17 protein-coding genes are annotated in these 17,044 nt (G+C 58.5%); 11 read left to right on the top strand and 6 right to left on the bottom strand.

Annotated features, from left to right (window positions below; genetic code table 11):
• Window positions 1–32 precede the first annotated feature (32 nt).
• From MUM_RS0117085 to MUM_RS0117045, 9 genes are all read left to right on the top strand, one after another.
• Window positions 33–488, top strand: a complete 456-nt coding sequence (locus tag MUM_RS0117085; protein ID WP_032881965.1) for a polysaccharide biosynthesis protein — start codon at window positions 33–35, stop codon at window positions 486–488.
• Complete coding sequence (locus tag MUM_RS0117080; protein WP_010171917.1) at window positions 489–965, top strand: glycosyltransferase; 477 nt, start codon at window positions 489–491, stop codon at window positions 963–965. It abuts the gene before it with no gap.
• Window positions 966–1,019: 54 nt separating this feature from the next.
• The gene (locus tag MUM_RS0117075) at window positions 1,020–2,447 is read left to right on the top strand and encodes a mannose-1-phosphate guanylyltransferase/mannose-6-phosphate isomerase (RefSeq protein WP_029615960.1); all 1,428 of its coding nucleotides are present in this window, start codon (window positions 1,020–1,022) and stop codon (window positions 2,445–2,447) included.
• Window positions 2,448–2,459: 12 nt separating this feature from the next.
• The gene (locus MUM_RS0117070; RefSeq protein ID WP_010171913.1) at window positions 2,460–3,803 is read left to right on the top strand and encodes a UDP-glucose dehydrogenase family protein; all 1,344 of its coding nucleotides are present in this window, start codon (window positions 2,460–2,462) and stop codon (window positions 3,801–3,803) included.
• A 180-nt stretch (window positions 3,804–3,983) separates the two neighbouring features.
• The gene (locus MUM_RS0117065; protein WP_010171911.1) at window positions 3,984–4,268 is read left to right on the top strand and encodes a hypothetical protein; all 285 of its coding nucleotides are present in this window, start codon (window positions 3,984–3,986) and stop codon (window positions 4,266–4,268) included.
• Between the two features lie 87 nt (window positions 4,269–4,355).
• The gene (locus MUM_RS0117060; RefSeq protein ID WP_141629517.1) at window positions 4,356–5,468 is read left to right on the top strand and encodes a polysaccharide export protein; all 1,113 of its coding nucleotides are present in this window, start codon (window positions 4,356–4,358) and stop codon (window positions 5,466–5,468) included.
• Window positions 5,469–5,482: 14 nt separating this feature from the next.
• Window positions 5,483–6,142 (top strand): YjbF family lipoprotein, encoded by a 660-nt coding sequence (locus tag MUM_RS0117055; RefSeq protein ID WP_032881964.1) that lies wholly within the window; start codon window positions 5,483–5,485, stop codon window positions 6,140–6,142.
• Complete coding sequence (locus MUM_RS0117050; RefSeq protein ID WP_010171907.1) at window positions 6,139–6,906, top strand: capsule biosynthesis GfcC family protein; 768 nt, start codon at window positions 6,139–6,141, stop codon at window positions 6,904–6,906. The genes MUM_RS0117055 and MUM_RS0117050 overlap by 4 nt, the downstream gene beginning before the upstream one ends.
• Window positions 6,903–8,993 carry a YjbH domain-containing protein gene (locus MUM_RS0117045; RefSeq protein WP_029615959.1) on the top strand — a complete coding sequence of 697 codons (2,091 nt, stop codon included), beginning with the start codon at window positions 6,903–6,905 and terminating at the stop codon, window positions 8,991–8,993. The genes MUM_RS0117050 and MUM_RS0117045 overlap by 4 nt, the downstream gene beginning before the upstream one ends.
• A 282-nt stretch (window positions 8,994–9,275) precedes the next feature.
• Here MUM_RS0117045 and MUM_RS0117040 read toward each other — a convergent pair whose 3' ends face one another.
• The 5 genes from MUM_RS0117040 to MUM_RS0117020 form a co-directional block, all read right to left on the bottom strand.
• Complete coding sequence (locus MUM_RS0117040) at window positions 9,276–10,670, bottom strand: undecaprenyl-phosphate glucose phosphotransferase (protein ID WP_029615958.1); 1,395 nt, start codon at window positions 10,668–10,670, stop codon at window positions 9,276–9,278.
• Between the two features lie 220 nt (window positions 10,671–10,890).
• A complete protein-coding gene (locus MUM_RS0117035) occupies window positions 10,891–11,580 on the bottom strand; it encodes a winged helix-turn-helix domain-containing protein (RefSeq protein WP_029615957.1) in 690 nt (229 codons plus the stop codon).
• A gap of 32 nt (window positions 11,581–11,612) precedes the next feature.
• On the bottom strand, window positions 11,613–12,368 hold the full coding sequence (locus tag MUM_RS0117030; protein ID WP_010171903.1) for a hypothetical protein: 756 nt from the start codon (window positions 12,366–12,368) through the stop codon (window positions 11,613–11,615).
• Window positions 12,361–13,089: a winged helix-turn-helix domain-containing protein gene (locus MUM_RS0117025; RefSeq protein WP_010171902.1), complete on the bottom strand. Its 729-nt coding sequence runs from the start codon at window positions 13,087–13,089 to the stop codon at window positions 12,361–12,363. Before MUM_RS0117025 ends, MUM_RS0117030 begins: the two co-directional genes overlap by 8 nt.
• Before the next feature lie 291 nt (window positions 13,090–13,380).
• Complete coding sequence (locus MUM_RS0117020) at window positions 13,381–14,232, bottom strand: AraC family transcriptional regulator (protein WP_010171901.1); 852 nt, start codon at window positions 14,230–14,232, stop codon at window positions 13,381–13,383.
• Window positions 14,233–14,341: 109 nt separating this feature from the next.
• Here MUM_RS0117020 and MUM_RS0117015 point away from each other — a divergent pair, with 109 nt between their 5' ends.
• Window positions 14,342–14,752, top strand: coding sequence for a hypothetical protein (locus MUM_RS0117015; protein WP_010171899.1), 411 nt, complete (start codon window positions 14,342–14,344; stop codon window positions 14,750–14,752).
• Here MUM_RS0117015 and MUM_RS0117010 read toward each other — a convergent pair.
• A complete protein-coding gene (locus MUM_RS0117010) occupies window positions 14,746–15,741 on the bottom strand; it encodes a LacI family DNA-binding transcriptional regulator (protein WP_010171898.1) in 996 nt (331 codons plus the stop codon). The two genes, MUM_RS0117015 and MUM_RS0117010, sit on opposite strands and share 7 nt — an antisense overlap.
• Window positions 15,742–15,908: 167 nt before the next feature.
• Between MUM_RS0117010 and MUM_RS0117005 the strand changes: the two genes are divergently transcribed.
• Window positions 15,909–17,039: a Gfo/Idh/MocA family protein gene (locus MUM_RS0117005; protein ID WP_010171895.1), complete on the top strand. Its 1,131-nt coding sequence runs from the start codon at window positions 15,909–15,911 to the stop codon at window positions 17,037–17,039.
• Window positions 17,040–17,044: the final 5 nt, after the last annotated feature.

The raw sequence follows: 17,044 nt of genomic DNA, 5'->3' as shown, positions 1-17,044 counted from the left end.
TGTTTATTAGTTCTGACAGGAAGGGAACCGTCATGAGTCAATCAAGTGATGTTTTGTTGATTTGTTCTGGAGGTGGGCACTGGGTGCAAATGAGTAAGTTGCTCCCGGCCTTCGACGGTCAAAAAGTTACCATTGCCACCGTCGATATCAGCATTGGCTCGCAGTATCCATTGCATAAATTTGCGCAAGTCCCGGACTTTAACCGCAGTGAGCCCTTGAAGATCATCAAGGGGTTTTGCCAGATCTTCGCGATCGTCTACCGCAGTAAAGCCAAATACGTTATCTCCACCGGTGCCGCTCCCGGTCTGCTGGGGTTGATCGCCGGAAAACTCATGGGCAAAAAGACCCTGTGGATCGACAGCATCGCCAACCCCAAGAAACTCTCTTTGTCTGGCCGTATCGCTGTTTACTTTGTCGATGAGTTGCTGACCCAGTGGCCCACGCTTTCGCAAAACAGCCGGGCCCAATATAAAGGGAGGATTGTATAAATGATTTTTTGCAGCGTTGGCACTCAAGCACCGTTTGAAAGAATGCTCGGCTACTTGAATGAATGGAGCCATGCAAACCCCCAGGTCCCGATTGTGGCGCAGGTCGGCAACAACGAAAACGACCTGGGCCGCATTACAGCGTACAAGACCATTGCCGAGCCGCTCTTTTCCAAGAACTTCAACGCCTCGAAAGTGATTGTTTCCCATGCGGGCATGGGCAATATCATTCGTTCCCTCGAACTGGGCAAACCCATCGTTATCGTCCCGCGCGATAGCCGACGCGGTGAACATATCAATAATCATCAGTTCGACACCGCCGAGAATTTTTCAGACCTGCCGTCTGTGTTTATCGCCCACGATAAAGACGCTTTCTTTTCGGCGATTGATTCGGCCCTTAACTACAGCAGCGCAGAAAGTACATTGGACTTTACCGAAAGAGATCGTTTGATCAGTTATGTAAAGGCGTTCGCCTCTTAAGTTCCGACTGTTTGTCAATACGCTCTTATTGCCTTTAATCATCGAGTAATCGCTATGATCCCAGTTATATTGTCTGGCGGCTCAGGCACGCGCCTGTGGCCGCTTTCAAGAGCACTTAAGCCAAAGCAGTTTATTGCCCTGCACGGTGACTTGAGTTTGTTTCAGGCCACGTTGGAGCGAATCAAGAACCTGTGCATAGAGGGCGAGAACGTCCGCCCTCCAATCATTGTGTGTAACGAAGAACACCGGTTCATCGTGGCCGAACAAAGCCGATCGCTGGACGTGATTCCGCAGAAAATCCTCCTGGAACCCACCGCCCGAAATACCGCCCCGGCGATTGCGGCCGCGACGCTTTCGGCGCTGGCGGACGGGGACGATCCGATCCTGCTGGTGCTGGCGGCAGACCATGTCATCGGCGATACCGACGCCTTCAACGCAGCGTTGACGTCGGCCACGGCGGAAGTCAACAAGGGCAAGATCGTCACCTTCGGCGTGGTGCCCACCAAGCCGGAGACCGGCTACGGCTATATCCGTACTCAAGCGGCTGCGGTCGACGGCGCGGCGCACGTCGAGGCCTTTGTCGAAAAGCCTGACCTTGCGACCGCACAAGGCTACCTGGCCCAGGGTAACTACTTCTGGAACAGCGGCATGTTCATGTTCCGTGCCTCTGTCATGAAGGCTGAGCTGGAGCGCCTGAGCCCGGACATCGTGGTGGCCGCCGAACTGTCCCTCTCCAACGCGGCGCATGACCAGGATTTCACCCGGCTCAACCAGGTGGATTTCGTGAACGCGCCCAACGTGTCGATTGATTACGCGGTGATGGAAAAAACCGATATCGCCTCGGTGGTCATCCTCAACTCCCCGTGGAGTGACCTGGGCGCCTGGGATTCGGTGTGGGAAGCGGGCGCCAAGGATGTCCATCAGAACTGCACCCAGGGTGACGTGTTGCTGCAAGACGTCACCCACAGCTATGTGCACGCCAGCCACCGGCTGGTCACGGTGGCAGGGATCAGCGATGTGGTGGTGGTCGAGACCGCCGACGCGGTCCTCGTGACCACCAAGGACCATGCCCAGGACGTCAAGAAGATCGTCACCGAGCTGACTGAAAAGCACCGGATCGAAAGCGCGAGCCACCGCGAAGTCTATCGGCCGTGGGGCAAGTATGACTCGGTGGACCAGGGCTACCGCTACCAGGTGAAGCGCATCACGGTGAAGCCGGGGCACAAGCTGTCTGTGCAGCTTCACCACCATCGGGCCGAGCACTGGATCGTGGTCTCCGGCACGGCCAATGTGCAGATCGCCGACAAGCAGGTGCTGCTCACCGAGAACCAGTCCACCTACATCCCGATCGGCGTTGTGCACTCCCTCGAAAACCCGGGACGCATCCCGCTGGAGCTGATTGAAGTGCAATCAGGTTCCTACCTCGGCGAAGACGACATCATCCGCTTTGAAGACCGCTATGGCCGCCTCGAGCTTGTTTAAAGGAGTATTGAAATGAATGTAACTGTATTTGGAATCGGCTATGTGGGTCTGGTGCAGGCGGCGGTATTGGCTGACGCGGGGCATGAAGTCTGTTGTGTCGACATCGACGCCACGAAAGTCGAGAACCTCAAGAGCGGCATTATCCCGATCTACGAGCCTGGGTTAAGCGCGCTCGTCCAGAAGAACCATGATGCCGGCCGCCTGCATTTCACCACCGACGCCGCCCAGGGCGTGCGTCATGGCGAGGTGCAGTTCATCGCCGTGGGCACGCCGCCGGATGACGACGGCAGCGCCGACATCAAGTACGTGCTCTCCGTGGCGGCGACCATCGCCCTCAACATGACCGAGCCGAAGATCATCGTGAACAAGTCCACAGTGCCGGTGGGCACGGCGGACAAAGTCCGGGCGAAGGTGTCCGAGGTGCTGAAGTCCCGAGGGCTTGAGGTGGAGTTTCACGTCATCTCGAACCCTGAGTTCCTCAAGGAAGGTTCGGCGGTCGCGGACTGTACACGTCCCGACCGAATCATCATCGGCAGTGACAGCAGCTACGCCGTGGACCGCATGCGGGAGCTGTATGAGCCCTTCAACCGCAACCACGAAAAAATCATCACGATGGACATCCGCAGTGCGGAGCTGACCAAGTACGCAGCCAACTGCCTGTTGGCCACCAAGATTTCGTTCATGAACGAAATGGCCAACTTTGCCGAACGCCTGGGCGCCGACATTGAAGCCGTGCGTAAAGGCATTGGTTCCGACCCGCGGATCGGCTACGACTTTATCTACCCCGGCTGCGGCTATGGCGGCTCGTGCTTCCCGAAAGACGTGCAAGCCCTGGAGCGCACCGCGTCGTCGATCGGCTACCAGGCAACCCTGTTGTCGGCTGTCGAGGAAGTCAACAAGCGGCAGAAGCAGCACCTGTTCGGGCATATCCACCATCACTTCGGTGGGCAACTGGAAGGCAAGACCTTTGCGATCTGGGGCCTGGCCTTCAAGCCCAATACCGATGACATGCGCGAAGCCTCCAGCCGCGTATTGATCGAACAGTTGCGCAGCGTAGGGGCCAGGATTCAGGCGTTCGACCCGGAAGCCATGGCGGAAACCCAGCGCATCTACGGCATGAACGAAGACTTGCTGCTGATGGGCACCAAGGAAGCCGCGTTGCAGGGTGCCGATGCGTTGGTGATCGTGACCGAGTGGCGCGAGTTCAAAGCCCCGGACCTGGACTTTATAAAAGAAAAACTGAGTACACCGGTGATCTTTGATGGCCGGAATATATTTGATCCGCACCGCATGAAAGCCAATGGTTTCGAGTATTACGGTATCGGTCGCGGATTATCAGTGCGGCCAATCATTTGAACCTGACGATTATTAACATTGGTGGTTTGCCGTATCCACAAGTGAGATGATTCCTGAGAGGCTAATTGCATGATCCGGCAGGATCTATATGCAGTTTTCATGGCCTGTTTTATCTCCGTTCCATCACTACTCCCTTATTGCAAAGTTGTATAAGGGGTAAATATCGAGAAGGAGTCTGATATGAAGCAATTACTGTTGGCCGGCTTGCTGGCTTTCACAAGTACTGCGGCACTGGCGGCGGGTGAAGTCGCCGGCGCAGCGGTGAGCGATACGGCCAGCGCAGGCGAGTCCCTGTCGTTGAGCACCCCGGTCGTGGGCGGCGTGACGCTTGGTGAAACCGTGGGGGTCGGCACGGCTGTTGTCGGCGCTGCGGCGGCTGCTTCCAACTCGGGCGGCAGTTCCAATGGTGGTACTTCCGGCACCGGCGGCACAACCGGCACAGGTGGTACCACCGGTACCAACTAATTAACCCGCAATGTGTGTTGTTCAAGATCACTCAGAACTTTCTGGGTGATCTTTTTTAGACTCGCCCTCGACTAGCGTAGTGCCATTATGATTCGTAGGTTACCTGTTCTTTTGCTGGCAAGTATCAGCTTGCACGGCTGCATGTTTTCGCCTGGTCAACACATGGACACCGGTCAAATGTCCAGTGAGGGTTCTCTCGAAAGTACCCGGGTGGAGTTGATTCCCATCACCCCCAAATTGATCGCCATGAATGCCGCCACGCAAGTACGCGAATCGGTGCCCTCGGAATTATTGTCTTATGTTCCGGGTGGCTATCGCGTAGGCGCCAATGACCTGTTGTTTATTACGGTCTGGGATCACCCCGAGTTGACGGCGCCGTCGGGGCCGCAACAGCAGATTGATGCCAACGGGCGCCTGGTTCGCCCGGACGGCACGCTGTTTTATCCGTATATCGGTAACGTCCCGGTGGCCGGTAAAACCATCGAAGAGCTGCGCGCCTATATCTCCGGACGCCTGGCGCAATTTATTGAAAGCCCTCAGGTTGACGTCAGCGTGCTGCGGTTTGCCAGCCAGACGGTGGTGGTGACCGGTGCGGTGGTGAAAGCCGGCCAGCAGCCGATCACCACCACGCCACTGAGCGCCGTGGAGGCCATTGGCGCCGCGGGTGTCGACCCGACGAATGCCGACCTGTCGGGCCTGACCCTGACCCGCGACGGCCGCGAGTACAGGCTCGACCTGGACAGCCTCAATCGCCAGGGCTCGCAACTGCAGGGCATCTACCTCAAGGGCGGCGACCGGTTGTACTTGCCCTATAACGACCAGAAACGCGTGTACCTCATGGGTGAAGTCAATCAGCCCCGGGCGCTGAGTTTCAAGGGCAAGTCGATCAACCTGACCGATGCCCTGGGCACGGCTGGGGGCTTGAACCAGACCACTTCCAATGGCAATGCGGTGTACGTGATTCGCGGCGTGGACAACCTGGAAGCCGAACCGGCCAAGGTGTTCCAGCTCGATGCCCAGTCACCTTCGGCGCTGGTGCTCGCCACGCGCTTTGACTTGCAGCCCCAAGACATCGTGTACGTCGGGCCTGCCGGCGTGACGCGCTGGAACCGCTTGATCAGCCAACTGCTGCCTACCGCCACTGCCATTGGGCTGGGTGCCAGATCGGCCAATGACCTCAGTGAAGTCAACAGCAGATAAGGCGCTATCCCGTGGTGAAAATTTTGCCTAGCTGCGCCTGTCTGTCGATGGCGCTCTTGTTGTGCGGGTGTAACCCGTTGATGAGAGCGTCGTGGTACACCCTCGAAACGTCCGTCACCGGCCCGGCCTCCATCAACGTGACCCGCGCCCAGGTCGACGCGGTGCCGTATCCGCAAATCCTGGTCACCACCGCTGTCAGCGAAGGGGTGATGGCCATGCCCCGTCGTCGGGGCGACCTGGAGTTCTGGGTCGCCTCCGGCAAGCAAGTGCTGATGATGCGCAACGGCCTGGTGGTGCGCACCGTCGGGCTGGGAGTTTCCCTGGACGGCACCCGTTTCAGTGGCGAGTCGCCGTTCAAGCGCGGCCTCCAGCATCTGCCCGATGGCTATGCCAGCACCCGCTGGATCGACCTCTATGACGGCAACCGAATCGGTCTTGCGGTCAACAGCCGTTTCAGCCCCCACGGTATCGAGACCCTCCGCATTCTGGACAAGGATTACGCCTTGCTGCGCATCGACGAACAGGTGGAGGTGCCCACCTTGAATTTCCGCGCCACCAACCGTTACTGGGTCGATCCGCAGGATGGTTTCATCTGGCGCAGCGAGCAGCACCTGACGCCCCGGCTGGTGTTGAAAATCGTGCAGTTGCGCCCTGATCGGGGGGCCGTCCGGTGAAGTGTTCGAACCTTTTATGCCTTGGGCTGCTGTTGATCGGCCCAGGCGTTGGCCAAGCGGCCGTCACCGTCAGCGGTGATGTGCGCAGCCCCGGCCCCTTCGACATCAAGCCCGGTGCGCGCTTGCTGGACGTGATTCGCGAGGCCCAGCCCAATGCCGAAAGCTACTGGTTGGGCGCCGCATGGCTGCACCGGTCGCAGGTAGGCAAGCAGGCCCGTTTGAAGGCGGGCGTGTTGTTCGACCTGAAACTGCTGCAACGAGGGGCTTTGCTGGATAACAAGCACACGCGGGCGGACTTGAGTGCGCGTCTGTACCGGCAGGTCGAGCAGTTGCCCGTCACCGGCCGTCAGGTGGCCGTGCTGGACCCGATCGCCGTGGAGGCGGGGTTCGCCCGCAACGCGTTGCTCGATGAGGGCGACCAGCTTTTTTACCCCGCAAGACCCTCCACCGTTGAGGTACTGGGGGCGGTCGCGCAGCCCTGCAATGTGCCGTACCAGGCGATGAGGGAAATCCGGGATTACGTCCGCGACTGCACCGTGCTCGACGACGCCGAGCGCGATGACCTGTGGCTGATCCAGCCCGACGGCCAGGTACGGCGTGTGGGCGTGGCGGCCTGGAATCGGCAGGAGGGTGTTGTGGCCGCTCCCGGCAGCCGGATCCTGGTGCCGCTGCGCAGCGATGATCTTGAGACGCCGACCCCTGATCTCAACCAACAACTGGCCGAGTTTTTCGCCACTCAACCGTTGGCTGAGGTGAACCCTTGAATTTACGTTTTGCAGCTGTATTGCTTTTGCCCTGTGGGCTGGTTCACGGTGAGCCCCGTTACACCCAAAATGATTTTGGCGGCGTGGGCCTGTTACAGACCCCCACCGCACGCATGGCCCCGGCGGGCGAACTGAGCGCCAACGCCAACCGGACCGATCCTTACTCGCGCTACAGCTTTTCCTTGCAGCCGTTCGACTGGCTGGAGGGCTCGTTTCGCTACACCGCCATCAGCAACCGCAAGTACGGTGCCGAGGCGTTGAGCGGAAGCCAGAGCTTCAAAGACAAAGCCATCGACTTCAAGGCACGGCTCTGGGAAGAAAGCCACTGGGCGCCGCAAGTGGCCTTCGGCGCCCGGGACATCGGCGGTACCGGGTTGTTTTCCAGCGAATACTTCGTCGCCAACAAGCGCTATGCCAACCTGGATTTCAGCCTCGGCATTGCCTGGGGCTACCTGGGCAATCGCGGGGACTTCAGCAACCCGCTGTCGGTGTTCGGCAGCAAGTTCAACGACCGGCCCAAGAGCACCGCAGTCGTCGCCAGGGCAGGGGACGTGAACTCCAACGCCTACTTCAGGGGCCGTCCTTCGTTGTTTGGCGGGATCGCCTATCAAACGCCGTGGGAGCCCTTGAGCCTGAAGCTCGAATACGAGGGCAACGACTACAAGCACGAACCGTTGGACAACCCGATCAAGCAGGACTCGCCGGTCAATATCGGTGTGGTCTACAAGCTGGCCGACAGCGTTGACCTGAGTGCGGCCTGGGAGCGCGGAAACACCGCGATGTTCGGCATCACCCTGCACACCAACTTTGTCAGCCGCAAGGCACCGGTCAAGACCTATGACCCGCCCGCCGAACCGTTGCCCGCACGCATGCCGACCACGCCGCCCGACCAGGTCAACTGGGCCAGTGTCGCCGACCGGCTGCAGCAGAATGCCGGCTACAAGGTGGAGCGCATTGCCCAGCGCGGCTCGGAGTTGATGGTATATGGCGAGCAGCAGCGCTACTTCTACTCAGCCAAGGCCGTCGGGCGCGCCAGCCGTATTCTCGACAACAGCGCCAATCAGGACATCGATTGGTTCACCCTGGTGAACAAGCGTTATGACATGCCCATCGAAGAAACCAGCGTGCCCCGCGACACCTTCCGCGCGGTGGTGAACAACGAGCAGCCGTTGACGGATCTGCACCGTGCCACCGAGGTCAATCCGGCGATTGCCCATCGGGAAACCACGCTTTACACCGGCAAGCAGGCGCCGTTCAGCTACGGCCTGGGCCTGGGTTACAAACAGAACATCGGCGGCCCCAACGGCTTGCTGTATCAGTTCACCGCTGATGCCGACGCTGAGTACCGGTTTACCCGCAACACCTGGTGGAGCGGTTTGCTCAGCGCCAACCTGCTGAACAACTACGACAAGTTCACCTACGACGCACCCAGCGGGTTGCCGCGGGTGCGCACCGACCTGCGCCAGTACATGACGACGTCGGATGTGACGATGCCAAACTTCCAGTTCAACCATGCGGCGCGGCTGGACCGGGACCTGTATGGCATGGTCTACGGTGGTTATCTGGAGTCCATGTACGCCGGGGTGGGCGGCGAAGTGTTGTTTCGGCCGGCGGGCAAGCACTGGTCGGTGGGTGCAGACCTGAACGTCGTGCGCCAGCGTGATTTCAATCAGGGCTTCGGCCTGCGTGATTACCAGACCATCACCGGCCATGTCACCAGCTACACAGAGCTGCCCTATGACACCTTGGCGGCAGTCAGTGTGGGCCGTTATCTGGCGCGGGACTGGGGCACCACCGTCGACATCTCCCGGCAGTTCAAGAACGGCGTGAAATTTGGTGGCTGGGTGACACTGACCACCGCCTCGAAAGAAGAGTACGGCGAGGGCAGCTTCGACAAAGGGATCTACATTTCCGTCCCGTTCGACGAGTTGATGAGCACCTCGACGATGCGTCGGGCCAACGTCGTCTGGGCACCCCTGACCCGCGACGGCGGCGCGCGCCTGAACCGTGCCTACTCGCTGCAGACGATGACCGATGGGCGTGACAGCGAGCTGTTCTACAACAACTTCGAGAAGATCACTGAGTGACGGCGCGGCATTTGCCGACAAGGTTGCTCACTGCCTGGTGCTGAACGCGCCAGGCAGTGAGAAGGCCTTGGCAACACAACGCCAGGTGCAATGCCGGCGAGCAACACTTCCCTGACTTCCCCTCTGTGAACCCTCTACGAATGGCGTGAGCCTGGACGCCCAGGCGTCGCTGTGGGCGTTATCTTTACGGCCGATAGGGGAGAATGGCGGGGAGCGAAGACGACGCCCCTGAGGGCGTCTGGTGCCCCGCGTCGCCGTTGCAGCGACACGGGGAAGGGAGGGTCAATAGATGTCTTTGGACAGCAGGGTAAACGGGGTCTTGAAGAGGATCTTGATGTCGAGCCACAGCGACCAGTTGTTGATATAGCTCAGGTCGATATCGACGCGTTTTTGCATCTTCTCCAGGGTCTCGGTTTCGCCACGGCAGCCGTTGACTTGCGCCAGGCCGGTGATGCCGGGCTTGATGCGATGCCGCGCCATGTAGGCGCGAATCTTGCCCGAGTAGTAGTCATTGTGGGCCACGGCATGGGGGCGCGGACCCACCAGTGCCATATGCCCCTGCAACACGTTGAACAGCTGCGGCAACTCGTCGATGGAGGTGCGCCGGATAAAGCGCCCCACGCCGGTAATGCGCGAGTCGTTGCGGCTTGCCTGGCGCACTTCGTGGTCGTCATGCACGCGCATCGAGCGGAACTTCCAGACCTTGATCACCTCGCCATTCCAGCCGTGACGGTCCTGCTTGAAAATCACCGGGCCAGGGGAGGTGAGTTTGATCAGCAGGGCGAACAGCAGCAGCAACGGGCTGAGCAGCACAATCGCCAACAGCGCCAGGCTCTTGTCCAGCAGCGACTTGCTCAGTGCCGCGGTCGGGCGACTGGTCAGCGGGCTCTCATTGAGGAAGATTGCCGGCAAGCCATCCACCTCGGCCACGCTGTGGTTGAGCAGCAGCATGTTGTTGAGGTCGGGCACCCAGATCACGTCCACGCTGATCTCCAGCAGGTTGAGGTACAGCGCCTCGATATGCGTGGCTTCCTGGAGCGAATGAGTGATGTACAGCCGGCGAATTCCGTGTTGCCTGATCAGTGCGGGAAGGTCCGGCAAATCGCCGAGAATTTGAGGTTGAGCGCTGGTCTGGGGCACGGTACTGGCCGGACCTACGAGGCCAACTAACGGCGAACGTTTTTGCCTGGCAAGAGTGTTGGCCAAGTCGGTTGCAAGTTTTCCGGTGCCAATAATCAGCGATTTCTGACGTTCGTGAAGTTGTCGATGGTAGTGGCGGGAGAGACTGTGAATGGGGATGTAGCAAAGTGCTAGTAGTGGATAGCTGACGGCGGCCCAGAGTAGCAGGGTTTCCAGAGGAAACAGCGAGCTGGCATTACAGGCCATACCGACCACAGTCAATATCCCAAGGGTCAATAACCAGCCTGTAAATAATCGTCCCAGCCCTACAAAAAAATCATCCTTTTTGCTATAGACATCACATAACATGTAGGCCGGGATAGAGGCCAGTATTGTAATGGCTGCCAATATCCGGTAGTGGGCTTCCAATTGTCCGGTCTTGAACAGTACCAGTGAAAACAAAAGTACAACGACCACACTCAAGGCAATAGCCCACTGCCCCCAGAAGGTGAGACCTTTGGGTGTAAGGTTACGATGCATTCTTCTGTTGTTAAGCATACTTCTGCTCCCTGTGGTATCCACTCACGTGCTGGCAGGTTAAAGCGAGGCGTGGTTTTAATGACTATCAAATGGCAGGCGCACGCGTAGGCGTGCGTATTGATAGTAATAAATGGCAGGGAGCAATGGCTGACGACTTATAACGCGGGCATGTTGTTATAAAATGGCAGATAGAAAAGGATTTTAATAGGCAGGGTGAATTGTAATTTTTATGAAATAATTATTGTTCGGCGACGCTGCTGCGACTGCTCAAAGGGCTTTTTATTTTTTGTGTGAGGCAGTAGCCGCGGTTGCGTACCGCTCGGAACAGGCGCTCGCCATCATTGACGCGCTTGAACTTGTCCTGCAGTCGGCTGAGGCACATTTCGAGCCCGCGATAGAGATCGGGTTCGCGCCCGATGTTCCGGATAAGTTCTTCTTTGCTCACCACACGTTCTTCATGGTGCAACATCTTCTTGATCAGTGCCGACTCAATAGTCGTCAAGGAAATACGCAGTCCGCCTTTGACCAGTGCCCGGTCTTGTTGGGTCAATAACCACACATCCGGGGTGCGCAAGGCGGGGGTTGAATTAACAACTTCCGCGGGGGTGTTATTAAGATCGGGGCCGCCGGGTTCTGATTTGAGTACGGCAATTTTCGGGTTTTTGGAAGCGTCGTAAAGTTGTCGGGTTAGTCGGTTATTGGCCTCATAGAGTCTTTTGGCGGCCACATAATTGCTGAGCCATAGATTGAAATTCTGCTCACTGGTCACGGCGTAGGAACTGGCCGAGGACTCCGCTGTTTTCTCAGCGGTTTCGACCAGCGGGCCGCTGTCGACGTCGTAATGTAAAAATGCCACATTGGGCGTGAAATCATGCAGCGCAATTGACGGGTACGTGGATGTAAATGTGTGTTTCTTGAGAGAACTCATGGCATTCACCGATTCCAGGAAAGTACGGGGGTTCATAAACTATCCGCAGGGGAGAAGTAGGGGCCCTGAAAATAGTCAAAAGGCAAGCGTCTGGCGAGAAGTGCGCTGTCGGCATACTCGACGTTGTCGGCGATGAACGAGACCCGGGTGGTGCTCATCAGCCCCAGCATCTGGTCGTAAAGCCGGTCGAACAGGCCTGAGCGCGTGTTCAGACTGAGCCTGAGGGCCGAGTCTGGAAAGGGCATTTTTATATAGTCATAAAGACTCAAGTCGATCAGCAGGTCGGTGTTTTTTGTATGTAATGTGTAATTGTTATAGGCAAGCTTGATAGTGCTGCGGTCTTTCAGGCTATACAGTTGGCGGATCATGTTTCTACGCTCCACCGGGCCGGGGAGAGTATCCAGTGTATTTTCAACGCTGACAATAAGTTGTTGTTTGTGTTTTTCCAGTATGGCCGACGTATTGATGATTTCCTTGAGCAGGTCTTCATTCATCAACAAGGATTGCTCGACCCGGAAAAACTTGTGGAGCCCCGGGCTTTTGTCCACACGCAAACGTTTTCCTTCTCGGGCAAATGAGTTGGGCTTTGTGTGTTGCAGGGCTTCACTGTAGGCGTACTTAAGTTGCTCGGAATAAAAGGGGCGCACATCATCGGGCAAGGTGTCGAGAGCGTGCTCGGCATGAACTCGAATTTCACTGCCCCATAAGGTGCAACTTCGTTCAAGTATCGCCTGGCGCGAAAACTTGAAGTCGGCGGACGCTGCAAGCAATAGATTTCCGCTATTCACGGTTTGGCCGCTCCTTGACGGGTTGGACATGATTCACCGAAGCAAGGCCTCTGCTAAGTTTGTAGCCGTAACCCCGAATACTTTGAATTATATTGCTTCCATAGTGCGATTTTATTTTGCCGCGCAAACGGCTGATCGATTTTTCGAGCGCTCGCGAATCATAAAATCGGGCGTTAAGTCCCATGACAACTGCAATTTCATCGTGGCTGAGCAATCGATTATGAATGAGGGCTTCCAGTACTTTCATTTCGACGAAGGAGACTTCCAGCTTTTTGCCGCCGCCGTAGATGCACATGCGGTCCTGGTCGAGTAGCAAATCAGTATTACTTAGCCAGTATGTCTCGCTGAGAAACGCGGCGAAGAGCGCAAGTTTTTTTTCGGGCGAGCTCTCGACGACCTTTATGCAGTAGTCGGCGCCTGCGAGATAATATTTGGTTTTGCTTAGTGTGGTGGCGAAGGTGACAACCAGAAAAATGGTGCTGCCGGGGTTCTCGGATCTGGTTTTCTTTATGATGTCCAGCGTTTGGGTGCTGGCAGAGGGGGTGTCAATCTCTATGATGATGGCACGGTAATGTCCATGGCTTTCATAGGGACCAATTAGTTGGCCGTAGGAGCGTGTATCGACTTTTAGATTTTTCGGTACAGTACGAACTATAAGCTCGCTGAAGTCCTCGGATTTCGATGGGGTCCGTGCAATAGCGAGGACGTTGGAAAAATGCATCACGTTGCTCCCTTTTCCGGCATGCGAGGCCGTCAATTCAATCGCTGCAGGCGTTTAGATGTTAATCGAATTGAATACGCCAAAACGTGACAAATTTTAACATTCGGCACTTTATTTACGGGGGGTAAGGCGGTTTGCTGGCGGGTGTTGAAAGCGGATTTCTGGACGGGAGTACTCATATGCTAGTGCAAATTTTTTAGTGTGCGATAAGTATTTTAGGCTGGCTTGATTTTTTTGGCTGGAATGATTTAACCGTTCTAGTCCTTAAGCTCTAAAAATGCTTATACCTGACTATTTATAATAATCCAGCAAGGCGATAGCGGGCGTTGTGTGCTCGGATGTGCCCGCGCGGTCTGCCAGGTAGCGCGCCGGAGGTTTGCCGATGGCCTTGCGGAACATGGTGATAAAGCCGCTGGCGTTCTCATAGCCCAGGTCCAGCGCTACCCTCTGCACACTTTCGCCTTTGGCCATGCGCTGCAGCGACAGGATCACATGCAGCTGCCGGCGCCAGCGCCCGAAACTCAGGCCGATCTCCTCCAGCAACAGGCGCGTCATGCTGCGTTCGCTCATGCCGATACGCACCGCCCATTCGCCGAGGGTGGCCTTGTCGCCGGGGTTGGCCAACAAACTGTCGGCCAGGCGTCTCAACCTTGGGTCCTGGGGCATGGGCAGGTGCAGCGCCTCGACCGGGGCCAGTGCCAGTTCGTCCAGCAGCGTGGCCACCAACCGGCCTTGCGCGCCCTCGGTGTCATACAGCGGCGGAAAGCTCACGGCCTTGCTGATCAACTCGTGTAACAACGGCGACACGGCCAGCGTGCAGCATTGCCGGGGCAGGGCGCTGGCGGCATCGGGGTCTACCAGCAGGCAGTAGACATCCGCAGGTCCCGAACCGCGTGCCGCATGGGAGAGGCCACCCGGAATCCACAGCGCGCACTGGGGCGGCACGATCCAGATACCTTCTTCGATGACGCAATGAATCACCCCGCGCAACGTGTACATCAACTGACCCTTGCGGTGCTGGTGCGGCGTGTGTTCCCAGCTGGCGGAAGTGCTTGAGGCGCTCACCGCTACCACGGCTCGGGGAATCGCATCGGCCATGGCCGGGCGCAGCGGGTCACGGGTTTCGAGGCGGTGGGTATACATGGCGGAGGTACGTCTTGGCTGGAATGCGAAACATTCTGGCTATTCTGTGCAATGGCGTCCAGTGATGGCATGGCTATTATGAGAAACATTCTCGTTAAAGGAGCTTCCCATGCAACTCGACAGTGCAATGTTCCCCGTGGTGAAAATCGTCTTCGACGCCCCGAGCGACACGCCCCCGCAAGACACCTTTGTCGCGTTCGAGGCCTTGCTGCGGCGCGAGGAACCCTTCGTTTTGCTTCACGAAAAAGCCGTGGATGAAAGCGCTCACGAGCACTCCCACGAAGAGCGCAAACAAGCCTCGATCTGGATGAAGAAGAACAAGGTGGCCTTGCGCGCGTTCGTCAAAGGCATGATTCAGGTGGAGCCCAGCTCGGCCAAGCGCCTGGCGCTCAAGCCGTTTGCGGTGATGTTTGGCAAAGCGTGGGGCTACCCGCTGCTGGTGGTGGAATCCCGGGATCAAGCCTGGGCTTTGGCGCGGGACGTGCTGGACACCCAGGTGTCGGACGTGGCGCACTATTGAGTGTTGGGCGCTGCCGTACTGCCACGCAAGGTGAGTTCGAACGGCAACACCACCTGGCGTTCCGGCAGCGGGGTTTTCTCGATCAGGGCGATGAGCATCTCGACCGCCTTGCGCCCGAAGGTTTCGGCTGGCTGGGCGATGGTGGTCAGCGGCGGGTCGCAATAGGCGGCGAAGGGGATGTCATCAAAGCCCACCAGGGAAATATCCTGGGGCACGCGCAGGCCCTGTTGCTTGATGCGCTTCAAGGCGCCGATGGCCATTTCGTCGTTCTCGCAGAACAGCGCGGTGGGGCGCTCGGGCAAGGCAAGCATGCTGCCTGCGCCTTCGAAACCGGCGTGCAGGGTGAAGTCGCCGTGGCAGATAAGCGCCGGGTCGCGGGGGATGTCGGCCGCGAGCAAGGCATCTTCATAACCGGCCACGCGGTCACGGGTCAGCGGGCTGCTTTTCGGGCCTTTGATCAAGCCAATGCGGCGGTGGCCGAGGTCGATCAAGTGTTGGGTCATGGCCTGGGCTGCACCACGGTTGTCGAGGCTGATGGTGGGATGGCGACCGTCCTGGATCACCTCGCAGGCGTTCACCAGTGGCGGTGAGTCGCTGCAGTCGCTGAACGGGTCAGAGGCCCGCAACTGAATCACCCCATCGGCCTGATGGGCGTGGACCAGTTCGGCGAACTGCTTTTCGATTTCAGCCTGGCCCCGGGTGTCGCACAACAGCAACCGGTAACCCGACGCCTGCGCCGCCTGTTGTGCACCGCTGATGACCCGGGCGAAAAACGTGTTGGCAATCGCCGGTACCAGGATCACCAGGTTACCGGTGCGCCGCGAACGAAATTGCACCGCCATGCGGTTCGGCCGGTAGCCGGTCTGTTCCACGGCGGCGTTGACCTTGTCGCGGGTCTCGGGGAGCACGCGTTCAGGGCTGGCCAGGGTCCTGGACACGGTGGCCACCGAAACCCCGGCCAAGCGGGCGACTTCGCGAATATTGGACAAGACAACCTCGTTATCAGAGCAGCAGCCGCCAAGTTTACCGCAGTCGGGGTTTGACACCGCGAGCAACTGGGCCTAAATTTCCGGCACGATGTAACCGGTTACATCGTGATCCGTAATAGCCCATAAAGAGAAGACTTGCGATGACGGCTGCAGTGCAAAAAATAAGAATGGGCTTTGTTGGCGGCGGTGAGGGCGCCTTCATCGGCCAGGCCCACCGCCAGGCGGCGGGGCTGGATGGCGGTTATGAATTGGTGTGCGGGGCCTTCAGCCGCGAGCCCGAGAACAACCGGAACACTGGCAGCGCCCTGGGCTTGCCCGCGTCCCGTTGCTACAGCGACTGGCAGCAGATGCTGACGGCGGAACAGGCACTGCCGGCCGATCAGCGCATGCAACTGCTGGTGATCGTCACCCCCAATCATCTGCATGCTCCCATCGCGACCCAGGCCTTGCGGGCCGGCTTCCATGTGTTCAGCGAGAAGCCTGCCGCGTTGAATCTCGCCGAAGTGCAGGCGCTGGCAAACGTCGTCAACACCAGTCCCGGACGCTACGGGTTGGCACATACCTACCTGGGCTACCCGATGGTGTGGCAAGCACGTGAGATGGTGCGCAGCGGTGTCATCGGCACCCTGCGCAAGGTGATCGTCGAGTACCCGCAGGGTTGGCTCAGCCAGGACGTGGCCGGAGAGGGCAATAAGCAGGCGGACTGGCGGAGCCGACCCGAGCTGTCGGGGCTGGGCGGCTGCATCGGCGACATCGGCACCCACGCCTTTTCCCTCGCGGAGTTCGTCGCCGACCAACCGGTCGAACAGCTCTGCGCCAGCCTGGGCACCCACATACCCGGCCGCCAACTCGATGACGATGCCGCCATGCTGTTCAAGATGGCCTCCGGTGCCAGCGGTGTGTTGATCGCCAGCCAAGTGTGTGCCGGTGAAGAGAACCCGCTGAAGATCCGCCTCTATGGCGACAAGGGCGGCCTTGAATGGCGCCAGGAAGAACCCGCCAGCCTGATCCATCGCTCCCTCGATCAACCCCTGCGCATCCTGCGTTCCGGCGTCGGCCAGCCCTGGCTGTGCGACGCGGCCTTGCAACGCATGCGCCTGCCCGCCGGGCATCCCGAGGGTTACCTGGAGGCCATGGCCAACCTCTACCGCGACTTCGCCACAGCCATTCGCCAAGGCACTGAAGCCGTCGGCGTGCCCGGCATTGAAGTCGGCGTACGCGGCATGGCCTTTATCGAAGCCGTGATCGCCAACCATCGCGGCGACGCGAAGTGGACGACCCTGGCCAGCCACTTATGAAGGAG

This window comes from Pseudomonas sp. PAMC 25886, assembly GCF_000242655.1.
Taxonomy (GTDB): Bacteria; Pseudomonadota; Gammaproteobacteria; order Pseudomonadales; family Pseudomonadaceae; genus Aquipseudomonas.
This window is presented reverse-complemented; position numbering and strand designations above follow the sequence as displayed.

What these genes read in the sequence shown, in the direction of transcription:
- MUM_RS0117085 (WP_032881965.1), top strand. Translation starts at nt 33, where the DNA reads ATGAGTCAATCAAGTGATGTTTTGTTGATTTGTTCTGGAGGTGGGCAC.
- MUM_RS0117075 (WP_029615960.1), top strand. Translation starts at nt 1,020, where the DNA reads ATGATCCCAGTTATATTGTCTGGCGGCTCAGGCACGCGCCTGTGGCCG.
- MUM_RS0117070 (WP_010171913.1), top strand. Translation starts at nt 2,460, where the DNA reads ATGAATGTAACTGTATTTGGAATCGGCTATGTGGGTCTGGTGCAGGCG.
- MUM_RS0117065 (WP_010171911.1), top strand. Translation starts at nt 3,984, where the DNA reads ATGAAGCAATTACTGTTGGCCGGCTTGCTGGCTTTCACAAGTACTGCG.
- MUM_RS0117005 (WP_010171895.1), top strand. Translation starts at nt 15,909, where the DNA reads ATGGGCTTTGTTGGCGGCGGTGAGGGCGCCTTCATCGGCCAGGCCCAC.
- MUM_RS0117025 (WP_010171902.1), bottom strand. Translation starts at nt 13,089, where the DNA reads ATGCATTTTTCCAACGTCCTCGCTATTGCACGGACCCCATCGAAATCC.
- MUM_RS0117080 (WP_010171917.1), top strand. Translation starts at nt 489, where the DNA reads ATGATTTTTTGCAGCGTTGGCACTCAAGCACCGTTTGAAAGAATGCTC.
- MUM_RS0117040 (WP_029615958.1), bottom strand. Translation starts at nt 10,670, where the DNA reads ATGCTTAACAACAGAAGAATGCATCGTAACCTTACACCCAAAGGTCTC.
- MUM_RS0117060 (WP_141629517.1), top strand. Translation starts at nt 4,356, where the DNA reads ATGATTCGTAGGTTACCTGTTCTTTTGCTGGCAAGTATCAGCTTGCAC.
- MUM_RS0117015 (WP_010171899.1), top strand. Translation starts at nt 14,342, where the DNA reads ATGCAACTCGACAGTGCAATGTTCCCCGTGGTGAAAATCGTCTTCGAC.
- MUM_RS0117035 (WP_029615957.1), bottom strand. Translation starts at nt 11,580, where the DNA reads ATGAGTTCTCTCAAGAAACACACATTTACATCCACGTACCCGTCAATT.
- MUM_RS0117020 (WP_010171901.1), bottom strand. Translation starts at nt 14,232, where the DNA reads ATGTATACCCACCGCCTCGAAACCCGTGACCCGCTGCGCCCGGCCATG.